10 protein-coding genes and 1 pseudogene are annotated in these 13,768 nt (G+C 66.4%); 8 read left to right on the top strand and 3 right to left on the bottom strand.

Annotation, left to right across the window (positions count from 1 at the left end; translation table 11 throughout):
* Positions 1-38 precede the first annotated feature (38 nt).
* Genes B9D87_RS11755 through B9D87_RS11745 form a run of 3 tightly spaced genes read left to right on the top strand, consistent with a single transcriptional unit; the run spans position 39 to position 3,265 of the window.
* On the top strand, positions 39-656 hold the full coding sequence (locus B9D87_RS11755) for a TetR/AcrR family transcriptional regulator (protein WP_007774003.1): 618 nt from the start codon (positions 39-41) through the stop codon (positions 654-656).
* Positions 657-679: 23 nt separating this feature from the next.
* On the top strand, positions 680-1,357 hold the full coding sequence (locus B9D87_RS11750) for an ATP-binding cassette domain-containing protein (RefSeq protein WP_007774005.1): 678 nt from the start codon (positions 680-682) through the stop codon (positions 1,355-1,357).
* 3 nt (positions 1,358-1,360) lie between these two features.
* A complete protein-coding gene (locus tag B9D87_RS11745; RefSeq protein ID WP_007774006.1) occupies positions 1,361-3,265 on the top strand; it encodes a YhgE/Pip domain-containing protein in 1,905 nt (634 codons plus the stop codon).
* A gap of 8 nt (positions 3,266-3,273) precedes the next feature.
* Here B9D87_RS11745 and B9D87_RS11740 read toward each other — a convergent pair whose 3' ends face one another.
* Both B9D87_RS11740 and B9D87_RS11735 read right to left on the bottom strand, forming a co-directional pair.
* On the bottom strand, positions 3,274-4,431 hold the full coding sequence (locus tag B9D87_RS11740; protein WP_007774008.1) for a Zn-dependent alcohol dehydrogenase: 1,158 nt from the start codon (positions 4,429-4,431) through the stop codon (positions 3,274-3,276).
* Entirely contained in the window at positions 4,428-5,660 is a 1,233-nt protein-coding gene (locus B9D87_RS11735) for a cytochrome P450 (RefSeq protein WP_007774010.1), read from the bottom strand. Before B9D87_RS11735 ends, B9D87_RS11740 begins: the two co-directional genes overlap by 4 nt.
* 348 nt (positions 5,661-6,008) lie before the next feature.
* Between B9D87_RS11735 and B9D87_RS11730 the strand changes: the two genes are divergently transcribed.
* From B9D87_RS11730 to B9D87_RS11720, 3 genes and pseudogenes are all read left to right on the top strand, one after another.
* Complete coding sequence (locus B9D87_RS11730) at positions 6,009-6,968, top strand: alpha/beta hydrolase (RefSeq protein ID WP_007774012.1); 960 nt, start codon at positions 6,009-6,011, stop codon at positions 6,966-6,968.
* Positions 6,969-7,138: 170 nt separating this feature from the next.
* Positions 7,139-8,287: an acyl-CoA dehydrogenase family protein gene (locus B9D87_RS11725; protein WP_007774013.1), complete on the top strand. Its 1,149-nt coding sequence runs from the start codon at positions 7,139-7,141 to the stop codon at positions 8,285-8,287.
* Between the two features lie 10 nt (positions 8,288-8,297).
* Positions 8,298-9,541: pseudogene (locus tag B9D87_RS11720) on the top strand (acyl-CoA dehydrogenase family protein).
* Here the strand turns inward: B9D87_RS11720 and B9D87_RS11715 are convergent.
* Complete coding sequence (locus tag B9D87_RS11715) at positions 9,538-11,505, bottom strand: SpoIIE family protein phosphatase (protein ID WP_007774015.1); 1,968 nt, start codon at positions 11,503-11,505, stop codon at positions 9,538-9,540. The pseudogene B9D87_RS11720 and the gene B9D87_RS11715 overlap by 4 nt on opposite strands.
* A gap of 259 nt (positions 11,506-11,764) precedes the next feature.
* Here B9D87_RS11715 and B9D87_RS11710 point away from each other — a divergent pair, with 259 nt between their 5' ends.
* Both B9D87_RS11710 and B9D87_RS11705 read left to right on the top strand, forming a co-directional pair.
* A complete protein-coding gene (locus B9D87_RS11710) occupies positions 11,765-12,265 on the top strand; it encodes a hypothetical protein (RefSeq protein WP_040631261.1) in 501 nt (166 codons plus the stop codon).
* Positions 12,266-12,277: 12 nt separating this feature from the next.
* Entirely contained in the window at positions 12,278-13,768 is a 1,491-nt protein-coding gene (locus B9D87_RS11705; protein ID WP_007774017.1) for a molybdopterin-dependent oxidoreductase, read from the top strand.

Genomic DNA, 13,768 nt, shown 5'->3' with positions numbered 1-13,768 from the left:
CTTCGATACTCGCTAGTATCTAACCGATACTCGCGGGTATGCTGCTGCACATGTCGCCTGTCAAACCGCTTCGCACCCGCCCCACCCGGGGCGAGGTTCGCGACCGGATCCTGGATGCGGCGTCGAAGGTGTTCGCGGCCGAGGGTTTCGCCGGTGCCACCATCGACGCGATCGGTCAGGCCGCGGGCTTCACCAAGGGCGCGGTCTATTCCAACTTCGAGTCGAAGGACGAACTGTTCCTGGCCCTGCTCGACCGCGAGTTCGAGCTGCGCGGGGAGCAGATCGCGATAGCGCTGGACCGCAGCGACGGCGACAGCGCCGCGGCCGCGCGGGAGGTGAGCCGGTCGGTGCTCGACTCGGTCCGCGATCATTCCGATTACTACGTGCTGCTCGTGGAGTACTGGCTGCGCGCCCAGCGCGATCCACAGCTGCGGGAACGCCTGATCGAGCGCCGCCGCGCCGCGGCCGACCAGGCGCTGGACATCGTCGAATCGACCGACACCGTGCCGGGCGACCGGCGGCTGACCGACGTCGCCCAGCTCGTCGTCACCCTCAACCTGGGCGTCGCGATGGAAGAGGTGCTGCGTCCCGGAACCATCAACCCCGACCTGCTCGCGCAACTGATCACCGCACTGCTGGAATCGATTCCGGTTTGAAGGCGAATAGGGAAAGCCACACCATGGATGCCACAGACGAACCGGACGACGTCACACCGGTGATCACCGCCACCGGATTGGGGGTCGACGGTGAGCACGGGCCGCTCTTCTCGGGCGTCGACCTGGCCCTGACGCCCGGGTTTCACGCGATCCAGATGCCCGGGGGTCCGGGGCAGACCACGCTGTTGCTGACGCTCGCGGGACGATTCAAGCCGAGCCACGGCTCGCTGAGCGTGCTCCGCGAAACGACGCCGCGTGCGATCCGCCGGCAGTGCGCGATCGCGGCCTTCGACGACATCGACGAGCTGGAGGAGTCGGTGACCGTGGAGACCGTGCTGGCCGAGCAACGCCGGTGGCTGGCGCCGTGGTATTCATCGGTGCCGATTCAATCGGGTCCGGCCGAGCTGAACGAGGTCTTCGGCGAGATGAACCCGCCGTCGCACGACACCTACATCGTCGAATTGTCGGACCTGGAACTGTTTTTGCTGCGCATCACGCTGGCGTTGCTGTCGGACCGTCCGATCCTGGTGGTCGGCGACCTCGAACAGGTCCGCGACAATTCCCGGCGGGCTATCGCGGCCGACCGGCTCGGCGTGATCGCGAAACAGCGCACCGTCGTCGTCGGGGTGACCAATCCGCTCGGCACCGACGCACCCGAACACGAACTACACGATCACCGCATCCTGACCGGAGAGGGCTGAAAGATGCTGGCTGGACTCGCCTTTGGCTCGGAGATCAAACGTTTCGGCCGCAGCCGATTGACGCGCGTGGCCATCGTCGTGCTGATGCTGCTGCCCCTGGTGTACGGGGCGCTGTACCTGTGGGCGTTTTGGGATCCCTTCGGCCACACCAACAAGATGCCGGTGGCACTGGTCAACTCCGATCGCGGCGCCGTCGTGTCCGGGCAGCAGTTCAACGCCGGCGCGGAGATCGCCAAGAGCCTGACCGCGGACGGCGGCCTGGACTGGCACGTCGTGGATCTAGCGGAGGCACGCAACGGGGTCGACCACGGCAAGTACTACTTCATGGTGGAGTTGCCGCCGGACTTCAGCGCGGCGATCGCTTCGCCGGTGACCGGGCAACCCAAGAAGGCCAACCTGATCGCCGTCTACAACGACGCCAACAACTACATCTCCACCAGTATCGGTCGTACCGCCATCGGCCAGGTCCTCAACGCCGTCTCCAGCCGGATCTCGGGCCAGGCCGTCAATCAGATGCTGTCCGTGGTGGTTTCGTCGGGATCGGGCATCAAGCAGGCCGCAGACGGTGCGGCTCAGCTCGACGACGGCGCGGGTCAGCTGGTGGCGGGCCTGGACACCGCGCGGTCCGGGTCGGCGACGCTTGCCGCTGGTGCCAAGCAACTGTCAGACGGAATCAACCAGGCCACCGACCCGCTGCTCGCGGTGACCAAGGCGGTGTCGCAAATCGGCGGCACCACGCAGCAACTGCAGCAGGGCGCGACCGCGCTTGCACAGGTCAACGACCAGATCGGTGCCATCGCCGCGGCGCAGGATGCCGCCGCAAACTCGCTTTCGTCGGTGATCGATCAGCTTGCCGCGCGACAGGATCCGCTGGCGAACAATCTGCGCGGCATCCAAGATCAGCTCCGGGGCCACCAGTACACGCCCCAGATCCGCCAGCAGCTCACCGATGCGCAGAACGCCGCGATCGCCATGACATCGGGCTTGCGTAACCCGGGTAGCCCGCTCGGGTCGGCGCTCGACCAGGTCGGCAGCAAGGGGCAGGACCTGACGAACAAGCTCACCCAATTGCGCGACGGGGCCCAGCAAGTCGCCACGGGCAATGCCGAATTGGCCGGCGGCATCGCCAAACTTGACGATGGCGCACGACAGCTCAAGACGGGATCCGCCGAGCTGGCCACGAAACTCGCCGACGGAGCCAAGCAGGTGCCCAACTGGACGACCCAGCAAAAGGAGGCGGTCGCCGACACCATCGGTGGTCCGGTGCAACTCGAGGCTTCACACGAAAACGCCGCGCCCAACTTCGGCACCGGGATGGCGCCGTTCTTCCTCACACTCGCCTTGTTCTTCGGCGCCCTGGTGCTGTGGATGGTGCTGCGGCCCTTGCAGACTCGCGCGATCGCCGCGGAGGTGCTCGCGATCCGCGTGGTGCTCGCCAGCTACCTGCCCGCCGCCGCGATCGCGGTATTCCAGGCCCTCATCCTGTACTGCGTGGTCCGGTTCGCGCTCGGCATGCACGCCGTGCACCCGGCGGCGATGCTGGGGTTCATGATGCTGATTTCCGGCGCGTTCGTCGCCGGGACGCAGGCGATCAATGCGCTCGTAGGCCCTGCGGTGGGCCGGGTGCTGATCATGGCCCTGCTCATGTTGCAGCTCGTCAGTGCGGGCGGCATGTATCCGGTGGAAACCACGACGCGGCCATTCCAGGTTCTGCACCGCTTCGACCCGATGACCTATGGCGTCAACGGGCTTCGGCAGCTGATACTCGGCGGCATCGATGCCCGGCTGTGGCAGGCGATCGTCGTGCTGGTGGGGATCACGGCCGTCGCGCTGGCGATCTCGTGCCTGTCGGCGCGAAGAGACCGGCTGTGGAATCTGGGCAGGCTGATCCCCGCGATCAAGATGTAGGTGGGCTTTCAGCCGATCCCGAAATCGATGATGCCCCGGACGATTTTGCCGTTGAGTAGGTCGTCGTAGGCGTCGTTGACCTCGTCGAGGCGATAGCGCTTGGTGATCATCTCGTCGAGCTGAAGCTGGCCCGTCTCATACAGCCTGGCCAGCCGGGAGATGTCCGCCTTCGGGTTGCAGGAGCCGAATATGGTGCCCGCCAACGTCTTGTTCATCAGGATGAAGTCCTGCAGGTCGATCTTGACCGACCGGGTCAACTGCGACGTCATGCCGGTGAGCACGCAGGTGCCGCCCTTGCGGGTGAGCTTCACGGCGTCGCGGACGTCCTCCGGGGTGATCAACGAGGGCGAGACCACGACCGCGTCGGCCATCACCCCGTAGGTGAGGCCGCGCACCAGGTCCAGCGCCTCGTCGATGGTCGCCGCGCTATGTGTCGCGCCGAACTGCAGCGCCGATTTCTGTTTGAAGTCAACCGGATCCACCGCGACGATCTGCGCGGCGCCGTTGATGCGGGCCCCCTGGATCGCGCCGGTGCCGATCCCGCCGACGCCGATCACCACGACCGTGTCGCCGGCGCGCATGTTGGACCGGTTGGCAACGGAGCCGTAGCCGGTCGGGATGGCGCAGGACAGCAGGGCGCTCGATGTCAGCGGCAGATGTTGCTCGATCTTCACCAGTGAATTCGTCGATACCACGGTGTGTTCGGCGAATGCCCCGATCTTGGCGATATGGCCAAGGCTGCGGCCGTCGGCGGTGTGGTGGCGGAACGTGCCGTCCGTCGGCATCCCCGGGATCATCGTGCCGATGCCGACGTCGCACAGGTACTCGATTCCGCTGGCGCACCAACGGCATTGGCCGCACACGGCCACGAACGACATCACCACGTGGTCACCCGGCTCGAAGTCGGTGACACCCGGGCCGACCTCGCGCACGATGCCGGAGCCCTCGTGGCCGCCGATCGTCGGGAACATGGTCGGCAGCCCCATCGATCGCATCACCTCGTTGGGCGCCGACATGTCGCCTTTGAGGATGTGGTCGTCCGAGTGGCACAAACCGGCCGCCGCCATCTGCACCAGGACCTCGCCGGCCCTGGGGGGATCGAGCTCGAATTCCTCGACGGACCACGGCCCGCCGACGTCGTGCAGGATCGCCGCGCGGCTTCTCATGCGGCGGGGGCGAACGTCACCGGAAGCTTGTTCGGCGACCGGAAGGTGAGCCCGACGATCTTGGATTCCTCGCCGGTTCCGTCGTCGGGCGCGAACGCCAGGTTCTCGACCCGGTCCAACAGACTGTTCAGCATGACCCGGGTTTCCAGCCGGGCCAGGTGCATGCCGAGGCACATGTGGATACCGCCGGCGAAGGCGATGTGGGCTTGCCGCGGGCGGCGGATGTCGAACGTGTCGGGATCGGTCCAGCGAGTCTCGTCGCGGTTGGCCGAGCCCATGCACATGTCGATCTGGGCGTCGGCCGGGATTGTCTTGCCGCCGATTTCGACCTCTTCGGTCGTGGTGCGCATGACCATGGTCAGCGGCGTTTCGAACCGCAGGCCCTCCTCGATCGCCATCGGTATCAGCGACCGGTCCCGGTTGACCATCGCGAGCTGTTCGGGGTGGGTCAGCAGCAGATACAGCAGATTGCCCGACGAGCGATAGGTGGTTTCCAGGCCCGCCGGGAGCAGCAGCCGCAGGAACGCGATGATGGCCTCGTCGGTGAGTTTCTCACCGTCGATCTCGGCGGCGACCAGGTCGCCGATGATGTCATCGGTGAGCTTGCGCCTGCGTTGCTCGACCTGTTTGAGGAAGTAATCGTAGAGCTCCGCGGCGGCGTTCAAGCCCGCCTCGATATCGGTCGGGATCGAGATCAGATCGAGGGACAAACGCCGGAAGAGGTCCAAATCCTCGGCGGGCAGACCGAGCAGCGTCGAGATGATCCGCGTGGGGAACTCGAAGGTCACCGCCTTCACCAGATCGGCTTGACCGTCGTTCTTGATCTCGTCGACCAGTCGATCGCAGACCGGTCCGATGACCGACGGTTCCCAGCGTTCCAGCGCGGTCGCGCGGAATGCCTTGGCCACCAGGTTGCGGTGATCGTGGTGTTCCCGGCCGCCCATCGCCAGGATGGTGTGCCCCATCACCAACCCGATCGTCTTGTCGTAGGCGGCCGACGTGAAGATCCGGTCGTCGCGAAAGGCTTGGGAGACACCGTCGTAATCGAACAGGACCCACTCGTCACTGGGTCGCAGCTCTTCCGGCAACTGGGTGTTGTCGTTGAGGGAACCGTGCCACACCGGGTCAGTCTGACGCATGTGTTGAAAAAACGGGTAGGGGCTGGTTTCACCCGTGAAATCCAGTGCGGGTGCCACGGGCTGACCTTTCGGGCCGGTGCTGAGCGTCATCAGCGCTCCTCCTGAAACAACGGATAAGGCGGTTCACGCGGACCGGATGACGAGTGCCCGCGAAATCCACGCCGGCGGGTGTACCGAGCGGAAAATAGCTATCATAGTATAAATAGCAACGAAGCCCAATGGCGTGTGCTCGCCGGGGTGGCCGGCGACCGATCCGCAACGCGCCGTTAGGGCCGCTGGGTAGGACCGCATTTCTGTCGCGCCGGTCCGGTTCGCGGCGCCGAGCACCTGGTGTGTCGCCGGGCAAAAGCGCAGGTCTACGTTGAAGGTGGTGCTCGGTAAGGCTGACCTTCCGAGACCGCCGATGAGCCCGCACGACGAGCCCGAAAATGAGTTGACATGACACAGACGAACCTGGCCCGGCCGCACGGCCTCAGCCGCATTGATCCGGTGCTGCGCGATGCCGCCGTGGAGTTGGGCGCCTTCGAATTCCGCGCCGAGACACTGCCGGCCGAGCGGGAACACGCGAACCTGCTGGCCGCGCAGCGCGCCGCTGCGGCCGATACCACTGGCGTCGCCATCGATTCACGTTCCATCGCCGGTCCGGACGGTCAGCAGCTCGGCCTGCGTTTGTACCGTGGCCGCACCGAATCCCGCGCACCTCTGGTGGTCTACGCGCATGGCGGCGGGTTCGTCACCGGGAACCTGGAGACAGACCACGCGCACTGCGTGGAGCTGGCCCGTGACGGCGGCTGTCTGGTGGTTTCGGTCGATTACCGTCTGGCCCCCGAAAATCCGTGCCCGGCGGCGCTCGACGACGTCGAGGCGGCCTTCCGTTACGCCGTCGAGAACAGCGCCGAACTGGACGCCGACGCGAGCCGCATCGCGGTGATGGGCCGCGATGCGGGCGCGGCCTTGGTCGCGGCGTTGACCCAGCGCATGTTCGACCAGGAAGGTCCGGCAATCCTGATGCAGATTCTGCACCAGCCGATGCTCGATTCCGATGCCACGCCGTCGCGCCGTGAATTCCAGCGCACCCCTGGCCTCAACGGTCCGGCCGTGAGCCGGGCGTGGAACCACTATCTCGGCGACGCCCGCGCCAACGGCCAGCACGTCCCCGCGCACCGGGCCAATCTCGAGGGCCTGCCGCCCACGTTCGTCAGCTGCTCCGAGATCGATCCGTGCCGGGACGAGGCCATCGACTACGCCAACCGGCTGTTGCACGCGTACGTCCATACCGAATTGCACGTGATCGCCGCGACCTTCAACGGCTTCGACTCGATGGTCCCCGATTGGATTGTTTCCCAGGAGAATCGGGCGCTGCACGCGCAGGCGGTGCGGCGCGTGTTCGCGATGTAGCGCTCGGCCCCGCTTTTACCGACTGAACTCCGGTATCTCTTACCGTATCGACCGTTGCTAACATCGGAATCGGCAGCCAACCGAGGACCGATCGGGCGGATGATCAAACACTCAAATCGATTCCGTTGCAGCCGCAGCGATCGAATGTCAAGAAGGATCCCCTCGGCACTATGACCACCCTCGACTCTCCCGAAAAGATCCTTTTCACCTCGACCACCCAAGCGTTCCTGGAAAAGGAAGCGCCGCTGCGTCGGGTGCGGGAGCTGCACGCCGCCGGCACGTCATTCGATCCCGCGTGGTGGCAGCGCGCCGCGCAGCTCGGCTGGACCGGCCTGCTGGTGCCGGAGGAGCTGGGCGGGGGAAGTGTCTCGGAGAACGGCTTCGCCGATCTGGCGATGGTCGCCGAGCAACTGGGCAAGACGGTCGCTCCGGGGCCGCTCTACCCGGTCAGCACCGTGCTGGCCGGGCTTGTCGAGTGCACGAACTCCGGCGAGCACGCCGACGCCATCGAGGCGCTGATAGCCGGTGAATCCGTGGCGTCGTGGGCGGTCTGTGAGCCGGGCCGGGGCTGGGCACCGCTGCATCCGACGGTGACGGCCACCGAAACCGATTCCGGGTACCGCATCGACGGCGTCAAGGACCGTGTCGAGGCGGCCGCCCAGAGCGCGCTGCTGCTGGTGGTGGCGCGCTGCGGCGCGGGCGCCGAGATTCGCCAGTTCCTGGTCCCGACGGACGCGCCGGGGGTCCGGATCGAGCCCCAACAATCGGTCGATCTGGTCAAGCAATACGGCCGGGTGCGCTTCGACGGCGTCGTGGTGCCGCGGTCGGCGGCCGTCGGCACCGCCGGTGAGACGGCCGCGCTCGTCGATCGGCAGAGCCAGATCGCCCAGGTGCTGCAGTGCGCCGAGGTGGTCGGTGCCCTGCAGACGGTGTTCGACCTCACCGTGCGCTGGGCGCTGGACCGTCACACATTCGGTCGGCCGCTGGCGTCGTATCAGGCCCTCAAGCACAAGTTCGCCGACATGAAGCTCTGGCTGGAAGCGTGCCGCGCCACCACCTCGGCGGCGGTCGCCGACGTGGCCGCCCGCGCGCCGGAAGCCAATGTCTCGGCCAGCATCGCCAAGTCCTACGTGGGCGAGATGGCGGGTCAGATCGTCCAGGCGTGTGTGCAGATGCACGGCGGAATCGGTGTCACCTGGGAGCACGACCTGCACCTCTATCTTCGCCGGATCACGTTGTACCGCAGCATGTTTGGCACGCCCGAGGAGCACAATCTGCGCGTGTACGAGTTCGAGAAGGCGGGTCGTTCGGCGAAATGAGGACCATCCGATGACGTCGACCGAGTCCGTTGCGGAGTTCGCCGCCCGGGCCAGGGCTTGGCTGGCGGACAACATGCCCCCGTCGACAGTGCGGCCCCGCCGGCCGCGCCGCGCGACGAGGAACGCTCCTGGCTGAGGGCCAGGGAACTGCAAAAGCGTTTGTACGACGGGGGATTCGCCGGCATCTGCTTCCCCCGCGAGTACGGCGGCCTCGGGCTGGACTACGAATACCAGAAGGCCTTCGACGTCGAATCCGTCGACTACGAGATGCCGTTGATTCTCAACACCCCGACGTTCACCATCTGCTGCGCCACCCTGCTCGACACCGGTAGCGAAGAGCAGAAGAGGCAGCACATCGCCGCGGCGCTGCGCGGTGAGGAAGTGCTGGTGCAGTTGTTGAGTGAGCCCAGCGGCGGATCGGACCTGGCCGGTGTCCTCACCAGGGCCGAGCGCCGGGGTGATCGTTGGATCATCAACGGCGCCAAGACCTGGAGCACGAGCGCGTTCGCCGCCGATTACGGCCTGTGTCTGGCCCGCACCGACTGGGACGTGCCCAAGCACGAGGGCCTGACGATGTTCCTGGTGCCCATCGCGCATCCGGGAATCACGTTGCGGCACATCACCATGCTGAGCGGTTCCACCGAATTCTGCGAGGAGTTCCTCGACGGTGTCGACGTCGGTGATGACGCCGTCGTCGGCGAGGTCAACGGCGGCTGGGCGGTGGCCTCCCGGCAGCTGTACCACGAACGCCGAGCGGTGGGGCAGGGGTCGGAGTTCGCCAGCGGCAGCGGTAGCGAGGGCGGCAACGCGATTCCCGTTGACTACGTGGCGCTTGCGGAGAAGACCGGGCAAGCCGACAACGAACGCGTGCACGAGATGGCCGGTCGCGCCCTGGTGCACCGAGCGGTGGCCGAACAACTGATCGGTCACGTGTATCGCAGCGTCCGAGACGGCGCGCTGCCGCCCGCCGCCGGAACGCTCATCAGGCTGTTCCACGCCGAGACGACAACGACCGACGTCGACACGGCGCTGGCGATCGCGGGAAGCGCGGGCGTGGTGGGGGAGCAGGGCGCCGGACTCGAAACGGGCCTGCGGTATCTGTCCCGGCAGACGGTGGCCATCGGCGGCGGCACGACGGAGATGGCCCGCAACGTGATCGGCGAGCGGGTGCTGGGCTTCCCCCGGGAGTACGCGGCCGATCGCGGGGTTCCGTTCAACCAGGTGCGGCACGGCGAGCGAGCCGACCGGGCCTAACCCTCGGCGACGAGGTTCTCGGCGAGGCCGCTGACCACCGGGATCTGCACCAGCGACAGCACGTGGTGCGCCGGGCTTCCCGGCGGGGCCACCAGTACGTACTCGCTGCCCTGTCGGCGCGCCCGCTCGCGGGCGGCGGCCAGCGCGCTGACGCCGGCCGACCCGAGGTGGGTGACGGCGGTGAGATCGACCGTCAACGGAGCTACGCCGGAACGGCTTTCGACCGCGATCTGCCGGTCCAGGGTGGATGCGGTGTTGGAGTCGACGTCGCCGCTGACCACGATGCGGCCCGGTTCGCTGACCTCGGAGACGAATTCCGCGCTGACCGCCCGCCGGTCGGTCGCCCGGCCGACCACCGAGTCGGTGACGAAATTGGCCGGCCGCGAGAGTTGGTGCGTCACACTGGCGGTCGTGCCGCCGGCGTCATGGCTGACGTGTGCTTGGGACACCAGGGCCTCGGCCATCGCGAGGCCGCGCCCGCGGCCCGTCTCGCCCTCGCGATGATCCTTCCACCGTCCCCGGTCGGTCACCGAGGCGTGCAGGTTGCCGTCGCCCGACAGCGTCGCCTCGACGACAACGCCGTCGGAGACCTCCGTGGCATAACCGTGCTCCACCGCGTTCTCGACGAACTCCGAGACCGCGTGCACCACATCGGAGATGTCGTCGGCGTCGGCGCCGATCTCCGACAGCCATTGCCGCAGGCGGGTGCGCACCGCACGCGCGGTCCGGATGGTCGCATCCAGTGTCAGGTGCAGCGGCGCGACCGGGGTCCGGCGTTGCGCCGCCAGAAGCGTCACGTCATCGCTGTAGCCCGTCGAGCGCAGCAGTAATTCCAGTGTCTCCGAGCAGATTCGGTCGATCGGTCGCACCGATGACTCGATGACGAAGCCGCGCTGGCCGCCGACGATGTTCGCGGCCAGCTCGGCGAATTCGGCGGTGCTGGCGCCCAGCGGCCGGCCGGGTCGTTCGATCAGGCCGTCGGTGTACAGCAGGATGGAGTCGCCCACGTCGAGGAATTCGGTACGCACCGGAAAGCCGGTGCCGCTGCCGAGCGGACCACCGCCGGAGGGCTCGAGATAACGCGCGGTGGCATCCGCCGTCACCAAGAGTGGCGGCGGGTGTCCGGCGGTGCAGTACTGGAATTCGCCCGTGCCGAAGTCGAGCGAGCCGACGCAGATGGTCGCCGTGTTCGACCCCGGGACGTGCTTGCGGAATCGGTCGACCGCCTCGAGCGCCACGGCGATCGGGTACCCGGCGACGACCTGCATGCGCAGCGCGGTCCGCAGTTGCGACATCACCGCCGCCGCTTCCACGCCGTGGCCGACCACGTCTCCGACGACGAGCACCAGCCGGTCCCCGAGGGGTATCGCGTCGAACCAGTCGCCACCGGCCGCGGTGTCCTCCGCGGCGACGAGATACTGCGCGGTCACGTCCGCGCCGGGGACGATGGGTACCGACGGCGCCAGCAGCGCTTGCTGCATGACGGTGGCGGAGTCGCGTACGTTGCGGTACCGCTCGGACATCTCCTCGAGGCGTGCTTCGGCGGCCATCCGCGTCTGCACCCGGCTGGTTACGTCGACGAAGGCAAGCTGCACGCCCTCGATCGAGCCGTCCTCTGCCCGCCGCGCCGTGACGATGAAGTCGAAGAAGTGTTCCTGGGCGCGCCCGTCGCCCTCGAAGTCGGCCTGCACACGCCATTCCGTGCCCGACTGCGGCTCGCCGGTTTCATATACCCGGTCGAACATCTGGATGATTTCCTGGCTCTCCAACTCGGGGTAGATGTCGCGCACGAATAGCCCGATGGAGTCAATTGGCGGACTCAGGGTGCGGTAAGCCGCATTGACCGCGATAAAGCGGTGGTCGGGCCCCTCGAGCCCGACCAACAGCGTGGGGACATTGTCGAAGACGCGGCGCACGTCGTCCGCCGCGCCGACGGTTCTGTCCCAGTCCTTTTCGGCCACCATCTGGCCGTTCCTCCTAGCAGCCTCCGAGCGGCCCGCAAAGCGGGCCGAGTCGAAAACCGGGTCAAATGCGCTGACCTATTTGCACACGTAGGTGTTCAGATTAGCAATCGTTGTTGCATGCATATTGCAACGGTTTGATACCAGTGTCACCGGTGTCGGCAAATTGGCCGACAAATGCAATTGACGGCTGCGAAAATCGCAGCCCGCAAAACCGCCGAGCAGCCCGTTTGCGGGCGTGCGGGACGGGTACCTCGCAGTCGTGGCCGATCTTGTGGCGCGACGCACGACGGCGCTCTGGCGGCGCCTCCTGTCGTCACCGGTACTGACCTTGAACGGCTGGGTGGCGTTCAACCTGCCGCGCACGGTGACTGCGCTGGGCGGGGCTCTGCTCACCGGGCTGGTGGCGGTGCACGTCTACCTGCTGGCCACCGAGCCGGGCCTGCCACGCTATTTCGCCGGCTACGTGCTGGTGCTGGCGGCCGGCTGCCTGACCGCGGCGACCGCTATGGTGGTAGGCATCAGACCTGCTGTGCCCCAAGCCGGTTGGTATCTCGGCAGTCTGGTTTGCGCGGCCTTTCTCGCTTTGTATCTGGTCACTCGCTGGGTCAGCCTGCCCGGGTTGGTCACGGTGACCGCCCGATGGGACTTCGCGCCAGGGACATTGGGAATGGCTTGCGCGGCGGCGTTTATCGCCGTGCACACGACCGTGTTGTCGGGCATCAACGTGGCCTACCCGAGACGCCGGCAGTGGCATGACTGACGGGACCCAAGCATGACGACGTTGGACTATCCGGCGTGGTTGCGCATCGATCATTGGCTGAACGTTTTGTTCGTGACGCTGATCTTGCGCAGCGGCCTCGAGATCCTGGCCACCCACCCCAAGCTGTACTGGCACGACGACAGCAAACCGGGCACGGAGTGGGCACGCTTCACCCGAAAGGTGATGCCGCGGGACAGGATCTACGACACCCTGGATGAGGAAGAGGACTACAGCCCGTTTATTTCGTTGCCCGGCCGCGCGCAACTCGGCGTGGGTCGTCACTGGCACTTCTTTGTGGTCATCGGCTGGATCCTGCTGGGCCTGTCCTACTACATCCTGTTGTTCGCCACCGGCCAGTGGCATCGCTACTGGCCCGCCTCGTGGTCGATCTTCCCCGAAGCGTGGGACGACATCGTCACCTACCTGACGTTCAATCTGCCGCCGGTGTTGCCCGGCGAACCGCTGGACGCCATGCAGAAGCTGACCTACGCGGGAGTCATCTTCGTTCTGGCGCCGTTTCAGATCCTCACCGGGGCCGCTCAGTCGCCGGCGATCGAGGCGCGGTTCCCGTGGTACGTGCAAATGTGGGGGGGCCGGCAATGGGCGCGGAGCCTGCACTTCCTGGGGCTCGTCGCGTTCCTGGTCTTCATCGTGATTCATCTGTCGATGATTTTCTTCTGGGGCTGGGGCAGGCTCACCGCGTCAATGATTTTCGGCGCCGTCCGCAACACCTATTGGGCGACCGCGATCTCCCTGCTGATCATCGCGGCGATCGTCGCCGTCCACGTCGCGGCGACGATCTGGAGTCTGCGCAACCCCCGGTCGGTGCAGCGCGTGCTGGGGGCCGTCGTCACCGCGGTCCGCCTGCTGCTGCTGCGACCGTTGAACTCACGGCAGAATTATCCGGCGCACAAAATCTCCAAGCAGCACCGCATCAACGGAAAGCCGCCCACCAGTACGGAATACAAGGTGATGGCCGTGCACAACTTCGTGGACTGGCGACTGCGGGTCGGCGGGCTGGTGGAAAACCCCGTGACTCTGGACCTGAGCGCGCTGCGCGCGCTGGCCGAGTCGGAAACGCAATGCGTGATGCACAATTGCGTCCAGGGCTGGACCAGCATCGGCGAATGGACCGGCGTTCATCTGCATCAGCTGGTCGACCTGGTGCGACCGCTGCCGCAGGCGCGCTACATCTGCTTTTTGACGATGCAGGACAACAGCACCGACGAACCGGCGTCGCACGGCGGAGGTCAGTTCTACGAGGTGCTCGACCGCGAGTTCGCCGACAAGCCGCAGACTCTGCTCGCCTACGAAATGAACGGCGCGCCTTTGCCGATCCAACACGGTGCGCCCCTGCGCCTGCGGGTGGAAACCCAGGTGGGCTTCAAAATGGCCAAGTGGATCAACCAGATTGAATTCGTGGAGGATTACACCGGAATCGGCATGGGCACGGGCGGCTGGCGCGAGGATCGCGTGTACTACGACAAGGACGTGGAAATCTGA

Source organism: Mycobacterium colombiense CECT 3035 (assembly GCF_002105755.1).
In the GTDB taxonomy this organism is placed as follows: domain Bacteria; phylum Actinomycetota; class Actinomycetes; order Mycobacteriales; family Mycobacteriaceae; genus Mycobacterium; species Mycobacterium colombiense.
Note: the sequence above shows the minus strand (reverse complement) of the source record. Positions and strands in the feature narration are given on the sequence as shown.